11 protein-coding genes are annotated in these 19,075 nt (G+C 33.6%); 9 read left to right on the top strand and 2 right to left on the bottom strand.

Annotated features, from left to right (window positions below; translation table 11 throughout):
* Position 1: 1 nt before the first annotated feature.
* From bsdtb5_RS17165 to bsdtb5_RS17145, 5 genes are all read left to right on the top strand, one after another.
* Entirely contained in the window at positions 2-2,068 is a 2,067-nt protein-coding gene (locus bsdtb5_RS17165) for a DNA topoisomerase (RefSeq protein WP_271713196.1), read from the top strand.
* 256 nt (positions 2,069-2,324) lie between these two features.
* Complete coding sequence (locus tag bsdtb5_RS17160) at positions 2,325-3,356, top strand: AAA family ATPase (protein WP_271713195.1); 1,032 nt, start codon at positions 2,325-2,327, stop codon at positions 3,354-3,356.
* A 46-nt stretch (positions 3,357-3,402) separates the two neighbouring features.
* A complete protein-coding gene (locus bsdtb5_RS17155; protein ID WP_271713194.1) occupies positions 3,403-4,578 on the top strand; it encodes a DUF58 domain-containing protein in 1,176 nt (391 codons plus the stop codon).
* Between the two features lie 37 nt (positions 4,579-4,615).
* Positions 4,616-7,126 (top strand): transglutaminase domain-containing protein, encoded by a 2,511-nt coding sequence (locus tag bsdtb5_RS17150; RefSeq protein ID WP_271713193.1) that lies wholly within the window; start codon positions 4,616-4,618, stop codon positions 7,124-7,126.
* A gap of 384 nt (positions 7,127-7,510) precedes the next feature.
* The gene (locus tag bsdtb5_RS17145) at positions 7,511-8,407 is read left to right on the top strand and encodes a DUF445 domain-containing protein (protein WP_271713192.1); all 897 of its coding nucleotides are present in this window, start codon (positions 7,511-7,513) and stop codon (positions 8,405-8,407) included.
* 148 nt (positions 8,408-8,555) lie between these two features.
* Here the strand turns inward: bsdtb5_RS17145 and bsdtb5_RS17140 are convergent, their stop codons facing one another.
* A complete protein-coding gene (locus bsdtb5_RS17140) occupies positions 8,556-9,716 on the bottom strand; it encodes an anti-sigma-I factor RsgI family protein (protein WP_271713191.1) in 1,161 nt (386 codons plus the stop codon).
* Positions 9,717-10,193: 477 nt separating this feature from the next.
* Between bsdtb5_RS17140 and glmS the strand changes: the two genes are divergently transcribed.
* The 4 genes from glmS (at position 10,194) to bsdtb5_RS17120 (ending at position 17,609) form a co-directional block, all read left to right on the top strand.
* A complete protein-coding gene (gene glmS, locus bsdtb5_RS17135) occupies positions 10,194-12,020 on the top strand; it encodes a glutamine--fructose-6-phosphate transaminase (isomerizing) (RefSeq protein ID WP_271713190.1) in 1,827 nt (608 codons plus the stop codon).
* A gap of 157 nt (positions 12,021-12,177) precedes the next feature.
* The gene (locus bsdtb5_RS17130; protein ID WP_271713189.1) at positions 12,178-12,846 is read left to right on the top strand and encodes an LbetaH domain-containing protein; all 669 of its coding nucleotides are present in this window, start codon (positions 12,178-12,180) and stop codon (positions 12,844-12,846) included.
* 354 nt (positions 12,847-13,200) lie between these two features.
* Positions 13,201-15,390, top strand: a complete 2,190-nt coding sequence (locus bsdtb5_RS17125; RefSeq protein WP_271713188.1) for an alpha-galactosidase — start codon at positions 13,201-13,203, stop codon at positions 15,388-15,390.
* 95 nt (positions 15,391-15,485) lie between these two features.
* A complete protein-coding gene (locus bsdtb5_RS17120) occupies positions 15,486-17,609 on the top strand; it encodes a glycoside hydrolase family 36 protein (protein WP_271713187.1) in 2,124 nt (707 codons plus the stop codon).
* Positions 17,610-17,866: 257 nt separating this feature from the next.
* On the opposite strand, the gene bsdtb5_RS17115 is transcribed toward bsdtb5_RS17120, so the two are convergent.
* Positions 17,867-18,766: a helix-turn-helix transcriptional regulator gene (locus bsdtb5_RS17115; protein WP_271713186.1), complete on the bottom strand. Its 900-nt coding sequence runs from the start codon at positions 18,764-18,766 to the stop codon at positions 17,867-17,869.
* Between the last annotated feature and the right edge of the window lie 309 nt (positions 18,767-19,075).

The raw sequence follows: 19,075 nt of genomic DNA, 5'->3' as shown, positions 1-19,075 counted from the left end.
CATGTCTAAAAGTTTATACATTTCAGAAAAGCCCAGTGTTGCGCAGGAGTTTTTAAAAGCGCTTAAACTAAATGCAAAGAAACATGACGGGTATATGGAAGCAGATACTGCAATTGTAACTTGGTGTGTTGGTCATTTAGTAACCATGAGCTATCCAGAAAGCTATGATGCTAGCTTAAAACGTTGGACTCTTGAAACGTTACCTTTTCTACCAAATGAATTCTTATATGAAGTTATTCCTAATGTGAGTAAACAATTTAATATCGTAAAACAATTATTAAACCGTGATGATGTTGATAAAATCTATGTCTGCACTGACTCTGGACGTGAAGGAGAGTATATTTATCGTCTGGTTGATCAGATGGCAGGAGTTCCTGATTCAAAGGAGAAGAGAAGAGTTTGGATTGATTCTCAGACGGAAGAAGAGATACTTCGAGGAATTAGAGAAGCAAAAGAATTGTCGGATTATGACAATCTATCTGACGCAGCTTATCTAAGAGCAAAAGAAGATTATCTAATGGGAATTAATTTCTCTAGGGTACTTACTTTAAAGTATGGACAATCTGTATCGAATTTTCTAAAAAGTGAGAAACGTGCGGCTATCAGTGTAGGACGTGTTATGACTTGTGTATTAGGAATGGTTGTTCGAAGAGAGCGTGAGATTCGAGCATTTGTAAAGACACCTTTTTACCGTGTGGTATCAACATTTTCTTTATCAGGTAAAGAATTTGATGGTGAATTTAGAGCTGTAGAAGGTTCAAAATATTATAATACACCTATGCTATATAAAGAAAATGGGTTCAAGGAAAGAATCTATGCTGAAAAATTAATTGAAGAATTAAGTGTGAATCAGCCAATCAAAGCAGTGATTGAAAGTATAGAGAAAAAGAAAGAGAATAAGAATCCACCGTTATTATTTAACTTAGCAGAATTACAGAATGAGTGTTCCAAGTTATTTAAGATTAGTCCAGATGAAACGTTAAAAGTCACACAGGAATTATACGAGAAAAAACTAGTGACGTATCCTAGAACGGATGCCAGAGTACTCTCTACCGCTGTCAGTAAGGAGATTCATAAGAATCTATCTGGTTTAAGGAATTATATGCATGCAAAAGATTTTGCGAGTGAAATATTGGAGAATGGATCCTATAAAGGTATTGCAAAATCAAGATATGTAAATGATAAACAAATAACAGACCATTATGCAATCATACCGACTGGACAAGGATTTGGTGCGTTTCAATCCTTAAATAATCATGCAAAGAATGTCTATGAGACGATTGTAAGGAGATTCTTAAGTATTTTCTACCCACCTGCGGTGTATCAAAAGATTAGTATTGTATCTCAGATTGAACAAGAAAAATTCTTTTCCAACTTTAAAATTATAGTGGATGAAGGCTATTTAAAAGTAACTAAGAATTCTTTTGATAAGAGAAATCAAGATGTAAATTCACAAGCTCCACAATCAAGTGATTCAGCAAATAAAAATGATATTTCAGATAAAGGTGATAATTCAGAGGAATCCAATGATAAAGTCGACCTTGATTTAATTAATCTAATAAAGAATCTAAAAAAAGGGATGGAGATTGATGTTCAGGGTTTAGCCATTAAAGAAGGAGAGACCTCACCACCAAAACGTTATAATTCAGGATCTATGATTCTTGCTATGGAGAATGCAGGTCAGTTAATAGAGGATGAAGAATTAAGAGCGCAGATTAAAGGTAGCGGAATAGGAACAAGTGCAACAAGAGCTGAGATTCTTAATAAACTATGCAAGATTGAGTATCTTAGTCTGAATAAGAAGACACAGATTATCACTCCAACGAAGCTTGGTGAAATGATCTTTGATGTGGTGAATGCTTCGATTAAGTCCTTATTGAATCCAGAATTAACAGCTAGTTGGGAAAAGGGACTTACTTATGTATCAGAGGGAAATATCACGAAGGATGAATATATGCTTAAGTTAGAGGGATTCGTTAGCCGTATGACCGTAGGGGTTAAGAATCTAAATAACCAAAGTTATTTACGGAACGGATTTGAAGCGATAGCAGAAAATTATCAGAAATAGTATTAGGTATTTGATATATCTAGTTTGTCCGACAACACATAATAAACAATAAAACCGCGATTTGTTTTGACTGACAAATGGCGGTTTTATTGTATTATTTATACATTCTAGATAGATATAATAATCCCGAGCAGTCATTGCAAAAGCTTAGGGCTATCTCAAAGATGCTATTGACTAAATAGCGTATTAACTATATCATTAATTTACAAATGATATAAGATATTGTAAATAACATGCATATGGAGGCAAGTGGTTGATGTTGGAAAATAATGCAGCACTTATTATAAAAGAAGTGAAAAAAAATGTAATTGGTAAAGATGGAGTAATAAGAAAAGTGTTATGTGCCCTACTTGCACATGGACACATTTTAATAGAAGATATACCAGGACTAGGTAAGACCACAATGGCGATGGCTTTTAGTAAAGCGATGGGACTAAAAGCAGGACGAATGCAATTTACACCTGATGTTTTACCTTCTGATCTGGTTGGTTTTCATATGTTTGATAAGGATACTGGAGAAATGAAATTTCATCCTGGTGCCGTATTTTGTAATCTCTTTTTAGCAGATGAGATAAATCGTACATCTCCAAAGACACAGTCAGCTTTGCTAGAGGTAATGGAAGAAGGAAAAGTAACGATAGATGGTGTTACAAGAAAATTAAAAGAACCTTTCATTGTATTAGCAACTCAGAATCCATCAGGTTCTATTGGAACACAGATGTTACCAGAGTCCCAACTTGATCGATTTATGATAAAGCTTTCTATGGGTTATCCGGATGCTATAGATGAAGTGGAGATATTAAAGTCAAAAAGAAATAATCAAGCAGAGGTACATGCTGTAATCACTCAGGATATCTTTCTTGAGATGCAAAAAGAGGTGGAACAAGTCTTTATACACGATAATGTCTATTCCTATATTGTAAACTTAATAAAGGAGACAAGAGAACATTCCTTTATTGAGTTAGGGGCTAGTCCAAGGGCTTCTGTTGCATTAACTAGAATGTCTAGTGCATACGCTTGGTTACTTGGTAGGGATTATGTAATTCCAGAGGATGTAGCTGCTGTATTCCAAGATGTAGTAAGTCATCGTATTCTATTGAACAGTAAAGCGCGAATTAAATATATTACAAAAGAGCAGATTATCACACAGATTCTAGAGAACGTGAAAAAGCCAAATACTCGTACAAAAGTAAATGCATTACGTAATGCAGATATGATACGTAACACAGACAAGGTACGTAACGAAGATACGATACGTACTGCGAATGGATTTGGCCATTATAAATGATTCCTTTAATTAAATCATCAAAGAAAGGAAAGGCATTGGTAAAGAGATGCATAAGATTATCATTTATCTAATTGTTTGGGGTTTGGTTGTCTATCAAGCAACCATAAATATCGAACCTTCCATTACAATTACTGCAATAGGAATGGGGATATATCCAGTTGTATGTTTTCTAATTGCAGTTATTCAGACATATATGATTAAGATTCAATTAATAACAAAAGAAGAATCAACAGAGGCTAATGAGCAGGTACTTATTGATGTTCTTATAAAAAATAATACTTTCTTACCAATAGGAAGGGCTTCCTTTACATTAGAGGCATCTTTCAGCCATGACGAAGCTAAGAAAACCTTTAAGGTTGAATTTGCATTGCCATCAAGAAGCGAAGCAACAATAAGTGTTCCAATCGTAATTGACCATTGCGGTATCGCTAAGATTAGATTAAGGAAGATTAAAGTATCCTATTTTATTGCGCTATTTTCTAAGAAAATACGAACAGATAGTAAATGTACAATTCTTGTTATACCAATAATTAAGGAGATTCCATTATCAATCGGTAGAAAAAGTACAATTTTATCTTCAGATTCCGAACGATATTATCCCGGACAAGTAGGAAATGATACTTCTGAAATCCTTCAAGTTCGTGAATATAGACCTGGAGATAAGCTACAGAGAATTCATTGGAAATTATCCGCGAAAAAGGATGAATTACTGGTTAAAGATTATACGTTACCAATTGATTATGATACATTTCTTATGTTAGATCTATACCAAGTAGATCAACAATGCTTTCATACAATTGTACAAGCGGTTTCCTCCTTATCTTGGTCATTTATAACATTGCAGATTCAGCATATAATTGCTTGGTATGATGAAGAAAGAAAGGAAGCAGTATGTCATTATATCGATACTGAGCAAGATGTATTTGATATGTTGCATGTTCTATTATTGGCAAAACCAGTGAAAGAGATAGATGCCTTTGATGAGATTATAAGATTAAGTTGTAATAAGCAATATATGAGGGTGCTAACTTTTGTGGCGCCAACGCATAACATAGAGTACAATCTTAAAGATTACAATTGTATTACAAGAAGATACTATATCATTGCAATTGGAGAAGAGGTTACAAAGGAATCTGTTGTACCAGAAGAAGCTAGTATAATTAAAATTAATCCAGCTGATATTGAGAGTTCAATCAATCAATTGGGATTAAGGATAGAGTAGTAATAGGCTACCGCAAGTTATCACAGGAGTGAAGAAAATGAGAAATAGGAAACACAAGAATATTGGTATCCATATAAGTGAATTACCTGTCATGACTGTAAAAAAGGAAGAGAATTTTATTATTTTATGGTCTTTTTTCTATATTTTATTATGTGTTGTGGTAAATGGTATTGGAGTATGGGGCTCAATTGAGGCTATCAACGGTACATTTAAAATGAATGTAACAATGAATGGGTTATTAATTGGTATTATTTTATTTTCGACTATTTTTACATTAGATAGTATAGCTAAGAAGAGATGGTGGATGTTAAGGGGCGTAGGATTTGTCTGCTGGCTTGGATTGTTAATAAAGTTTCGAAAAGAAGTCTATTATGGGGGTAAACTTTTAGTATATTCAGTATTGAAATATTATAATGAATATTACGGTTGGTCATTAACTGTTCAGGGAGCAGATAAGATATCAAGAGTAAATCTTGTATTTATGTTCTTGATTTATGCTGGAATTATTGCATTACTACTAAGCTTTTGCATTGGGGAAAAGAACAGACCTTTCCTAGCGTTTGTATTCTTCTTACCATCATTACTATTGTCAATATTATGTGGAGAAGCACCTAACGTATCAAGTATTATGGGGATACTATGCTGCTTATTATGCATAATGTTAAATGCAGACATTGATCGTAGCATTCGAAAGAACAAGAAAAAGAGAAGGATTCATTTTCTACATTGGAGTGATAGGACTACGATATGGGCAAGCGATATAATTAGAAAACAAGCAAAGATAGGCACAACTATTCTTACATTAATCTTAGGATTTACAATAATTTGGGTATCTGAGAACAAAGTCTATAATGAACACAAGAATGATATTACATCTTACCGGAAATCCTTTCACGCTGAAACGTTTATTACGAATCTGTTTAGTTTTAGTGGTTTTTCGCTTGGAAGAAGTGGAAGTACTGGATTGAATGAGGGGGCGTTAGGAGAACTTGTAGAAGTAAAACCATTAGGAAAGACAGATTTAAAAGTAACCCTAGATAGGCCAATTTCAAGTAATCTCTACCTAAAGGCATACACAGGGGTTACTTACACTGGCAAACGGTGGCTGCCAGAAGAAAATAAAGGATATAATAAGATTATAGAAGATTCAGGTGTTGATAGTCATGAACTCCTTCAAACTGGTACCCTTACATTAGATACGTATCCTAATGTAGGTCTTAATAAAATGCAAATTACTACTGTAAATGCAAATAATAAATATTATTACATTCCTTATTTTTCAAAGGTAAATCAAGATATAGGAAAGAATAAGCAAGATCTCTTTCTTTATAATACGGATAATAAGAAAAGTTATAGTTTTGATTTTTATCGTTATAATGATTCCTGGTTAGATTTTGAGAGTGATTATAGTAGTAATGCAAGTTGGGAGAAGGAATATAGAAAATATGTTTATCAAAATTATCTTGGCGTACCAAAGTCTTTAAAGAAACTTCGTGCAGAATATAAAGGTAAAAAGGTACATTCATGGCGAAGAGCAATGCACATTATTCAGAACAATTTATGGAACCGTGCTACTTATACTCAGAGCCCTGGTAGTACACCAATGTGGGAAGACTTTGTGGAGTATTTTTTATATAAGCAGAAAAAAGGATACTGTGTGCATTTTGCTAGCTCTGCGACATTAATTTTTCGTTTACTTGGAATTCCAGCAAGGTATGCTGAGGGATATATAGTAGAGCCTTCTGGCAATTCGAAAGTCATTGATGTAACTGACAAATACGCGCATGCTTGGGTTGAAATCTATGTGGATGGATTTGGATGGATTCCAGTTGAAATGACACCTGGATTCGGGTCTGATCAGACGAATTCGGAATGTACACAAGGAAGTTCAACAATGGCTTGGAATGAGGCTTTTAGTCAATCAGACAATACAACGCAGAATCACGATACCAAAGAGGCAGTCGATACAACGAAAGAAAAAGAAGACAATCAATTGCAGAAGGAACAGTCAGAGAATAAAGATAATTCCAAAAGTAATAATAAAAAGAAATCAGATGATACTACTAAAAATAGAGGAATATCAAGCGATGAAAAATCAGGTAAGACTTCTTACATGGCAAATTATAAATTCAATAAAGGAACGTTATTGAAATGGTGTCTGATATTGGTTATGATTAGCATTGCATTTGGCAGTGTATTAATAAGAAAAAGTTATTTACGTAAGAAATATAAGAAAAAGTCTTATGAATATTTTAAAACCCAAAAGCCATCTGGTGAGATTAGGCATATTTACAACGAGATTAGGCAGTATGCACGATATAGGGGAAGAGGATTTGATGTTCATTCTTCAATTGATCTAATTAATACTGCTTATCCATTTCTAGAAGATTCAACAACTAGTAAGATGCAAGAATTAGCGAAAGAAGCTATATATAGTAAACATGGTATGTCAGTGGAAGATAGTCTGTCCATGTATCATATTTATGTACAATTTCATGATAATCTAGATACTAAGAAACATAAAAAAGAGCAAGGTAGCTTATCGTGAATCAAATTCTTTTGACAAATTTATTGAAAAAAAGACAATCTTTCGTTATAATATCATTTACTTGAATTGACTGTCTTATGAAGACTGCAATTAGCAGGATTCGAGGGTCAAAAGCCTTTCTTAACGTACATTGTGTATAGCGCTGTATAATTATGAATTTTGGCGTAATCCGGCCGAAAGTATCGTTTATATTTTTTCAAGACTCAAAGTGAAACGTGAACGTAAGTGAGTGTTTTCACTTGTTTTGAGGCTTGTAAAAAATATGATGCTTAAGGGAAAGGTAGCCACAATTCATAATTATACAGCGCTATACACTCAGTAAACTAGAATAAGGCTTTTGACCCTCGAATCCTAACTATAATTTTTATACGAGGTGATAATAATATGAATATACTAGAAATGATATCAGGCCCTGTAATAGGTGCAATCATCGGATACGGTACTAATTACATTGCTGTTAAAATGCTTTTTCGTCCATTACGACCAATTAAGATAGGAAAATACACCTTACCATTTACACCAGGAATCATACCAAAAAGAAAAGATAAGTTAGGACATGCATTAGGAGAGATGGTTGGAAATAACCTATTAACAAAGGAGGATATCGAGAATATTCTTCTATCTAGCCAAATGAAAAATGCGGTATTAGATGATATATTAAAAAGAGATCAGGAATCAAAGAGAAAAGTTAGTATAGAGAATATAATTAGCGATTACAGTAATGATGAACAAGCAGCAAGTGGTATTACGAAATTAAAAGATAATATTTGTGAAAAATTAATAGATGGTGCTAATAAAATTGATATCGGTACTGTAATTGCAACAGAAGTAGGGAAAGCTATAAAGCAAAAAGTGCAAGGTACGATGATAGGATTCATGGTAAATGATCAGTTGATATCCTCTTTTCAAGGGCCAATTGCTGAGAATATTAATGAATATATTGAGCAAAATGGGCAAGATATCTTTATGCCGATTATTAGTGATGAGATAGACGAATTAGTATCTAAGTCTCCAGAAGAGGTGCTTTCGGATCTGGGATTTGAAGAGAATCAGCTTAGAAATGTAATTGAAGTAATATATACAAAATTTATAGCTGAAAAAGCTGAAAGTATAATAAAGCAATTTGATATTGCTAGAATTGTTGAGAAAAAAGTAGATGACATGGATGTACTAGAAATTGAAAAATTAGTACTGTCTGTAATGGAACATGAGTTAAATGCTGTTGTAAACTTAGGAGCAGTTATCGGGCTGATTCTGGGGTTATTTAATTTATTATTTTAAGCCTATTTATGTAATAAAAGCTAAGCCTTTTCAATTTAATTAATATAATTTAAGATATATATTTAATCGGTTTTTTATTATTAGATGAGGATAATTCAAAAGCAGCCTAATGGGCTGCTTTTGTGGTTGAATATATGCTAATTCTTCATTAATCTTCATCATCAGCTGAGAAGTTATCCGAGTTATCATCGGATTGCTCATCGTCATTTGAATTATGGTATTCACTATCTTGATTGTCATATTCTGAGTCTTCTTTCGCTTTTTCATAAGATTCCTTCGCATCTTCTCTAGCTTTTTCGGCAGCTTCTTTTGCTCTTTCAGCTTCTTTTTTAGCTATTTCAGATTTTCTTTCGGCTTCTTTCTTATATTTTTCAGATTTCTTTTCAGCTTCTTTTTTAGCTATTTCAGATTTTCTTTCAGCTTTTTTCTTAGCTAGTTCAGCGTTTTTTTCTTGTTCTTTCACTTCTTTATCATTATCGTCTTGATCGTCGGCATCGTCTTGATTGTCATCGTTGTCTTGAATGTCCTCATACTCTTGGTCTTCTGAATTCTCTGTATCGTCAGAAATCTCTTCTTTATCAGCGTCATCCTCATTATCAAGAGTCTCGTTCTTCATGTCGCTTATATCCTCGTTACCATTTTGGTTATCATCATCTAATTGAGTTTCTTCTGTTGCAGTGATTCTTGCGGCTTTATTATTTTGCTTAATCGCTTTCATAATTTCTTTTACTGGTTTATTAAGCCATTCTTCTTTTGAGATATCTCTAGTTTCTTTTGAACTTTCGATTAGTTTTTGAACAAGATTTAATTTACCAGGTGTAACTCCTAAAGTTTTTGCTTCTTCTACACGTTCTTTTGCAACGCTGAAGGCTTCTACTACAACTTCGTTATCAGCCACTTTTTCTTCTACTTGTGCTTCAACTGTTTCCTTAAGTGTATTCGCTAATTCTTCGGATTTCTCAGAGTCTGCACTTGAAGTTGAAATAACAATTCCACCATCGGTTGTACCACTGAAATAACCATTTTCGGCAATTGTATCAACAGTTGAAGAGAGTGCTTCTTCAATGGATTTGTTTTCTAATTCTTTTAAGTCGATTTGACTAAGAATTGCTTCGCCATCCTCGTTAACTGCTTTAACGTCAATTACAGTATCAAAGCGATTTACTGAATATTCAATAGATGGATTAACATCTAAACTAACATATGTATATGGTGTGAAATACCCCCACGCACCATACGCGCTTGCAATACATATCGTTGTAATAGAAGCAATTGCTGCATATTTTTTGGCAAACTTTTTATTCATCATAAATACTCCCTTCTTAGCGTTATCAAACGACTTGTTCGTTAACTGGGTGTTTGATAACAATTGAAAAATAGATCGTTTTCGTTGCATCTGTGGTAGGGGCTGAGAAATTAGCATATCAGTGCAGATTTCGATTTCCTCACCCAACGAATAGTTCTTGTTTCTTATTTTAGTAGAAATATGATAAGTATAATCTGAGTATATTAAAAAGAAGAGGTCGCAACAATAATGAATCATTTCCAAGTATGTAAATATTAAGAATTATTGATTATTAAAGACAAGTAATGACATAATGGCTCATTTATGATAGAATATTAAGTATTGGTTAGGTTGTTAAAAGCCTTTCTCAATCTAAAATGTAATTTTTTGTGTACTATGCAATTGAATCGGTCAATTTATAAGGTGAATCGTAAAATAAAAGTACAAATAAGATGATATTGAATAAACTAATCATAAAGAGTGTATTAAGGAGAAAAGAATATGTGTGGTATTGTTGGATACATAGGTGAAAAGGAAGCAGCACCTATTTTACTTGATGGATTATCAAAATTAGAGTATAGAGGATATGATTCTGCTGGTATCGCAGTATTTGATGGAGAGAAGATTAATATTGCAAAATCAAGAGGAAGATTAAAAGTATTAAGTGATCAGACGAATGGTGGTAATAATCTAAAAGGGACGATGGGAATAGGTCACACAAGATGGGCAACACATGGTGCACCATCAGATAAGAACTCACACCCTCACTATAATGCAGATGAAACCATAGCAGTAGTTCATAATGGAATTATCGAGAATTATTTAAAATTAAAGAATAAGTTAATTGAAAAAGGTTATACGTTCCAATCTGAAACTGATACGGAAGTTGTAGCTTTATTATTAGATTACTATTATAATGGCAACATTCTTGAGACCATTACAAAGGTAATGTCAAAATTAGAAGGATCATATGCACTTGGTATTGTGCTTAAAGATTATCCTGATGAATTCTATGCAGTTAGAAAAGACAGTCCTTTAATCGTAGGTGTTACAGATAATGAAAAATTCATCGCATCTGATGTGCCAGCAATTTTAAAATACACAAGAGATGTATACTTTATTGAAAATCAAGAAATCGTTCGATTAACAAGAGATGAAGTGACATTCTACAACACAGATCTTGAGGAGATTGAAAAGAAGATGACTACAGTTGATTGGGATATCAATGCTGCTGAAAAAGGCGGATATGAACACTTCATGCTGAAAGAAATCTTCGAACAACCAAAGGCAGTTCATGATACGATTCATCCAAGAATTAAAGATAATAGCATCGTAATTGATGAACTTAATATGTCAGAAGAAGATATTAAAGGCATCAAGAAGATATTTATTATTGCATGTGGTTCTGCATACCATACAGGGGTAACAGGTAAATATGTTATTGAAGACCTTGCAAGAATTCCAGTTGAAGTGGATTTAGCATCTGAATTCAGATATCGTAATCCAATTCTAGAAGAAGGAACAATGGCTATTATTATAAGTCAATCAGGAGAGACTGCGGATTCTCTTGCTGCATTAAGAGAAGCTCAAGCACAAGGGATTAAAGTTCTTGGTATTGTCAATGTAGTTGGAAGTTCAATTGCAAGAGAAGCGGATAATGTAATGTATACTTGGGCAGGACCTGAGATTGCAGTTGCAACAACAAAAGCTTATAGTACACAGTTATCAGCATTATATATATTAGCATTACATTTTGCATCAGTTAGAGGAAAAATTACAGACGATGAGTTAAGTACAATGATTCATGAGCTAGAGTTATTACCTAAGAAGATTCAAAGCATCTTAGACAATAAAGAAAATATTCAAAAGTTTGCAACAAGATTTGTAGCAGCAAAAGATATCTTCTTCTTAGGTAGAGGTATTGATTATGCAACAGCCTTAGAAGGTTCTCTAAAATTAAAAGAAATATCTTATATTCACTCTGAAGCATATGCAGCAGGTGAATTAAAGCATGGTACGATTTCGTTAATTGAAGAAGGAACTTTGGTTACTGCAATCTTAACACAAGAAGATTTATATAAGAAAATGATTAGTAATGTAGTTGAAGTACAAACAAGAGGTGCGTATGTATTATCAATTACGAATGAAGGAAATACAGAATGTGAAAAATCAACAGATTTAATCTTCTATATTCCAAACACAGATAAACATTTTACAACTTCATTAGCTGTAATACCATTACAATTGTTATCTTATTATGTTTCTATTGGTAAAGGCTGCGATGTTGATAAGCCACGTAACCTTGCAAAATCTGTTACGGTAGAATAGATTAGAGGTAAAAAGTCTTATTTTAGTCTAAACGATACTTTCGGCTGGACTACGCCAAAATTAATAATGATACATCAATATACACGTTAGGCATAGAAAGCCTTTTTACACTCAAATCTAGATATTAGATAGAAAAAGAAAGGAAGTGCTTGCAGTTATGTTAGAACAAGTAAAAGTCTCGAATTTATACAATTTAGAGCAAACGATTGCAGCAAAAATCTTTGAGGGAGTTACTTATCCATGGGAAGTACTTAGTAAGATCGGAGATTTTATTATAGAACTTGGCAAGACTTTACCAGAGGATGAGTATATCAAACAAGGGGAAGATGTATGGATTGCAAAATCAGCTAAGGTAGCACCTACTGCATGTATTAATGGTCCTGCGATAATAGGAAAAGATGCAGAGATTCGTCATTGCGCTTTCATTAGAGGAAAAGCAATTGTCGGAGAAGGTGCTGTTGTAGGCAATTCCACAGAACTAAAGAATGTAATTCTCTTTAATAAGGTTCAAGTACCTCATTACAATTATGTCGGAGATTCTGTATTGGGATATAAAGCACATATGGGAGCTGGATCCATTACATCGAATATCAAATCAGACCGTTCTCTTGTTACAATTAAAGGGGATGCAGAGAAGATTGATACTGGCCTAGTGAAGATGGGAGCTATGCTTGGAGATAATGTTGAGGTTGGATGTAATAGTGTATTGAATCCTGGAACCGTTATTGGAAAGAACAGTAATGTATATCCATTATCCATGGTAAGAGGATTTGTTCCAGAAAATTGTATATTTAAGAAGCAATCTGAGATTGCAGTGAAAGAATAAGATGATGTAAAGAAGAGCCAACATGAAATTCTAAGGATTTGATGTTGGCTCTTCTTTTATATCATTCTAACTTTCTGAATACATGTTTAATTATATCTTTAATCCAACCGGCAAGGGTTCTGGAAAATATTACCTGCAAAATACCAATTGCTATGAATAATATATAAATGATTCATAGTGATATGCACGATTAATGCACAAAAATAACTTGGTAATAAGTGCATAAATATAACAAAACAAACTATAAATAATTGACTTTTTATGTGCAAATTAATATAATGAAATTGATAGTAAATATAAGGCTAAGGTAAAATAAACTCAACTTAATTAATTGTATAAAAGGAGAAGATACCTATGGGAATTCATTTTTATGAAAAAGAAAGAGTATTTAAGCTAGACACTAAGAATACAAGTTACATAATTGGAATTGTAGATGAAGAGAATTTTGTGGGTCATATCTATTATGGCAAAAAGTTAGAAGATTATAATCTACAGTATCTAATGAGGGTTGATGAAGCACCATTTGTACCGTCCATGAATAATCGAGATAGGTTATCTTTCTATGACAGTTTTCCTATGGAATACTCTACGCATGGAATTGGAGACTTTCGTTCCGATTGTATTGCAGTTGAGACTTTGTTAGGGCATACTGCATTACAATTAGGTTATGTATCTCATGAAATATATGCTGGTAAATCTGAGTTAAAAGGGCTACCTGCCACATTTGGTACAGAAAATGAGTGCACCACTTTAGAGTTATTATGCAAAGATTCTGTGCTAGGTTTAGAGGTAACATTAACCTATACTGCATTTGAAGAGGTAGATGCCATAACAAGAAGCGTTAGAGTCTTAAACCATGGAAGCGAAGATATTTATTTAACCAAAGTGTTGTCCGCATGCCTTGATATGGATAATGAAGAATTTGATATGATTACGTTACATGGTTCTTGGGCAAGAGAACGTCATATTCAAAGAAGGGCAGTTGGATATGGTAATCAAAGTAGTTCTTCGATTCGAGGGGAATCCAGTCATCAAGAACATCCATTTATGGCATTGGCTAAGAAGAATGCAACAGAAGATTGTGGCGAGGTATATGGATTTAACTTTGTATACTCTGGTAACTTTATTGCAAGCGTAGAGATGAATCAATTTGAGAATATCAGAGCAATCATGGGCATTAATCCTTATGATTTTAAATGGAAGTTAGAAGTGGGAGATTCCTTCCAGGCACCAGAAGTAGTATTAGTATATTCAGATCAAGGTATTGGAGGAATGAGTAGAACGTTCCATGACCTATATCGTAATCACCTAATCCGTGGAGAATATAAAGATAAAAAACGTCCAATCTTAATCAATAACTGGGAAGCAACTTACTTTGATTTTAATACTGAAAAATTATTAAATATAGCAAGAGAAGCTTCTGAACTAGGAATAGAAATGCTTGTCATGGATGATGGTTGGTTTGGAACAAGAAGCAGCGATAACTGTGCATTAGGAGATTGGATTGTAAATGAAGAGAAAATCAATGGTGGATTAACATATTTAGTAGAGGAAGTGAATAAACTCGGTATGAAATTTGGTATCTGGTTCGAACCAGAAATGATATCACCAGATTCTGATCTTTATAGAGCACATCCAGATTGGGCTATCGCAGTGCCTAATAGAATAGCAGGACTTGCTAGAAATCAATATGTATTAGATTTCTCAAGAAAAGAGGTAGTAGATTATATCTATGAAAGCATTGCTAAGATCTTAAGAAGTGCCAATATAGAATACGTAAAATGGGATATGAATCGCCCACTTAGTGATATAGGTAGTGTCGGACTTCCAGCAGATAGACAAGGTGAATTATATCACCGTTATGTACTTGGAGTGTATGATTTACAAGAACGATTAACGAGGGAGTTCCCTTATCTATTATTAGAAAACTGCTCTGGTGGCGGAGCAAGATTCGATGCGGGAATGCTATATTATAGTCCACAGATCTGGTGTTCCGATGACACAGACGCAATAGAACGATTACAGATACAAGAAGGAACAGCGCTTGTTTATCCACTATCTGCAATGGGGGCTCATGTTAGTGACTGTCCAAATCATACAGTTGGAAGAGTAACACCATTTGAGACGAGAGGTTATGTAGCGTTAGCTGGAACTTTTGGCTATGAATTAGATGTTACTAAGATTCCAGAAGATGATCGAAAGATGATTCCAGATCAGATCCAGATGTATCATAAATATAATGATTTGGTACGTACTGGTGATTACTATCGTATTGCATCTTACTCCGAAAATCATATGTATGATTGTTGGCAAGTGGTCTCAAAGGATAAGAAGGAAACGTTAGTAACGTTCATTCAAGTATTAAACCGAGCAAACTCACATAGTAGAAGAATCAAAGTGAAAGGACTTAATGAGGATAAAGAATATCGTATTGAAGGAGAAGATAGAATATTCAAAGGAAGTACATTGATGAATGCAGGTATTCTCGTTCAGAATCCATGGGGAGATTTTAAAGGTCAATTGATTCATATTGTTGAGTGTTAATCGATATATACTCAGTAAACTAAAATAAGACTTTTTACCCTCGAATCAAGTTTCATAATTGCCAATCTATTTCTAATTATAAGAAAGGAACTATCATGAGACAAATAAATATAAGTGAAAATGGAATTCATATTGTATTTCGCATCAATGAAAATAATGAATTGAAATTAATACATTTTTCAAGTGCTGAGTTTTATGAGAATAATTTAGCCCAACCTCAGATGATGAATGAATCCTTCCAACTGGTGCAAGTTAATTTTGCTGGGTACAATAGACCTTATGAAAAGCATGGAAATAAACATATCGTAACGGCACCTGGCTACTTATTAAAGTATGTTGATATGAAGGATGAAGTAAATGAGATAGGTAGAAAGCTTACCATCACTCAAGAAGATCTTGAGGTTACTGGTGCAAGAGTTGTTACATATATGCAATTCTATAAAGATACAACCATAGTTAGATGTAAAAATGTAGTGAGTAATATTGGAACTGAAGAACAGACACTAGAATATCTTTCCTCTTTCTGTTATTTTGGGATTGAAAAAGAAGGTGATTCTAATTCGGATCATAAAATGTTTCTTCGTATTCCACATAATGGTTGGCAAAAAGAAATGAGTTGGAAAACGTATACTTTTCCAGACCTAGGCATGGCGCAGACACAACCAACTAGATATCAACGAACATCGAAAACCATAGAAGTGACTAATACAGGTAATTGGTCCACGAAAGAATATTTACCAATGGGATATCTTGAGAATCATGAGGCTAATACTAGTCTATTCTGGCAGATTGAACATAATGGTTCTTGGCATTATGAGATTGGTGATATGCATGGACACTTTTATGTATGTATAAGTGGACCAACGGAGGTACAATCCCATTGGTTTAAGACGCTGAAACCAGGTGAGAGTTTTGAATCAGTTCCAGTAGCAATTGGTGTTGGAAAGAATGATTTCTCCGAAGATATGGGGGAACTAACAAAGTATCGAAGAAAGATTAGACGCCCTAATGAAGATAATGAAAAGCTTCCTGTAATCTTTAATGATTATATGAATTGCCTATATGGAGATCCTACAACAGAAAAAGAAATTCCACTCATAGATGCTGCTGCAGGATCAGGATGTGAATATTATGTTATTGATGCTGGTTGGTATGCTCCTGGTGAATGGTGGGATAGTGTAGGAGAATGGAGAGAATGTAAGGAAAGATTCCCGAATGGTCTAAAAGAAGTGACAGACTATATTCGAAGTAAAGGAATGATTCCAGGAGTATGGCTGGAATTAGAAGTAATGGGAATTAATTGTGAGAAGGCAATAAATGCTCCAGATGATTGGTTCTTTATACGACACGGAAAACGTGTCTATGACCGTAGTCGTTATCAACTTGATTTTCGTAATCCAGCTGTAATTGAACATGTAACAGAAGTCATTGATCGAGTGGTGAAAGAATATGGTGTGGGCTATATCAAGATGGATTATAATATTGAGCCAGGTATTGGAACTGAGCTATATGCTGATAGTGTAGGCCAGGGTTTATTAGAACATGAAAGAGCATATCTTTCTTGGTTAGATGATATATTTTATAAATACCCAGATCTAGTAATTGAGAATTGTTCTAGTGGTGGCCTTCGAATTGATTATGCATTGCTAAGCAGGTATAGTATCCAATCGACGAGCGATCAAGAGGATTACCGACATTATGCTACTATTTCAGCTAATGCACCAGCTGGAGTCACACCAGAACAAGCAGCTATATGGTCTTACCCACTACGAGAAGGGGATAAAGAAGAAGTTATATATAATATGGTAAATACCATGCTTCTTAGAATTCACCAAAGTGGTCATTTGGCTGAATTGACGAAAGATAGAATTGAGCTAGTCGAAGAAGCAATCAAATATTATAAAGAAATTCGAAATGATATTAAAAATGCACTACCATTTTGGCCAATTGGTTTAGCAGATAACCTTGATCACTGGCTTTCTCTCGGTCTTAAGACTGATAATAAAGTGTATCTTGCAGTATGGAAGAGAAACTCAAAGGAGAAAACATTGACACTTCCAATCCAGAAGTATATCAAAGGAATGGAAGTAGTTGCGGTTCATCTTACATACCCAAAGGCAGAACTTTGTTCTTTTGATTTCAATAGAGTAAAAGGAGAATTGAATGTAACTTTTGAAGAAGATACGATGGCCAGGTTATTTGAATTTGAATTGAAATAGTGGCACTTATAAACTGTGCCCTAAGAAACTTATCATGTTTATCACATCAATACGTAAAAGAATAGCGTAAGATTATAATTCATATGGAGACCGTTTGTCGCCATCGGTACTTAGGCTGTGTCAGATGCCTTTCTGACACAGCCTTATGTACCGCTATGAGCGACAACGAGTGAAAACGGGTCTCTTTATGGATTATAATCTTACGCTATTTTGTAAAACTAAAATGTGATAAACTCATCAACTTAAAAGGGCACCATTCAATAGGAACTTGCTAATTGCTTGCGAAAGGATAGTGGAGTAATCCCAGTTTGTTGTTTGAAAAGGCGTATAAACTGATTTGTATTTTCATATCCCACAAGTTGCCCAATCTCATGAATTCTTTTATCAGTGGATAGAAGGATTTCTTTTGCAATCTCAATACGTTTCTGATTTAAATATTGAATAGGAGGTGCTTCAAAGTACTTCGTAAACTCATGACAGATTCTATATTTACTAACATGGTATTCTTTTTCTAATTCATCTAATGAAATATTCTTTTGATAACATGTATCAAATCTATGCTTCAATTCTCTTAGATAGTTCGGTACGGGTGCAGTAGCATTATTTTGGCGGTCTCTTTCAATAATTAATTCTAGTAAAATATCTAGTATGTATTTCGAATGCAGATATAATTTTTCTGGTTTCTTTTCCAAAGAATCATATAAGTTTCGAATAAGATTATGTATTGTTGATTCTGATGGAAGTTCTAGTAGATTACCTTGCCCCTTCGTAAAGGTTCGATAAAGCAAAGGAATTGAATCTCCTTTTATATAAAATACCTTGTAATTCCAAGGAGATTGTTTAATTTCAATTTTATGTAGTTCGCTACAATGGATGAAAGCAGCAGTATTAGGAGATAAAGTATAAAGAATGTTATCGATGGTTAAGGTTCCGCTGCCATATTCGGTAAAAAGAAGGCAAAAACAGTTGAAAGCAGATAATTCGTAACTATAAGGAAAGTTTGCGGTAATGTGATTGTATGCTTCTACATAAGGTAAAGGTTCATCTATAGATATTGAGTGTGGGATATTCTTAAGTAAAAAGTTGTCAAGAGAGTTGGATTTTGAGGATGAAAGACTTGAATTTATCTTAGGTAAAATTATTTCGTTGATATTCATGATGTCACTCCTTAATTAAGTTAAATTAAATAAACTTTTTTAGTTAAAGTAAGTATAAGTGAAAAATATGAAAAAACGTATTATATAATAAAAAATAAATTAATAGCAAGAAAACGTGAAGTAAATAGTATAGTTATGTTAAGTAAAAATAAAGTAAAATAATATGCAATTCAGTGCACAGATGTAAAAGATGTACATAAAACATTGAATATATAATTAATTATATAAAAAATGCATAATAAAAGCAAGAACTAAATATAAAAAGCAATAATTAGTGATGACTTAAAAAATATATATGATAAAATAAAT

Source organism: Anaeromicropila herbilytica (assembly GCF_016591975.1).
Taxonomy (GTDB): Bacteria; Bacillota; Clostridia; order Lachnospirales; family Lachnospiraceae; genus Anaeromicropila; species Anaeromicropila herbilytica.
Note: the sequence above shows the minus strand (reverse complement) of the source record. Positions and strands in the feature narration are given on the sequence as shown.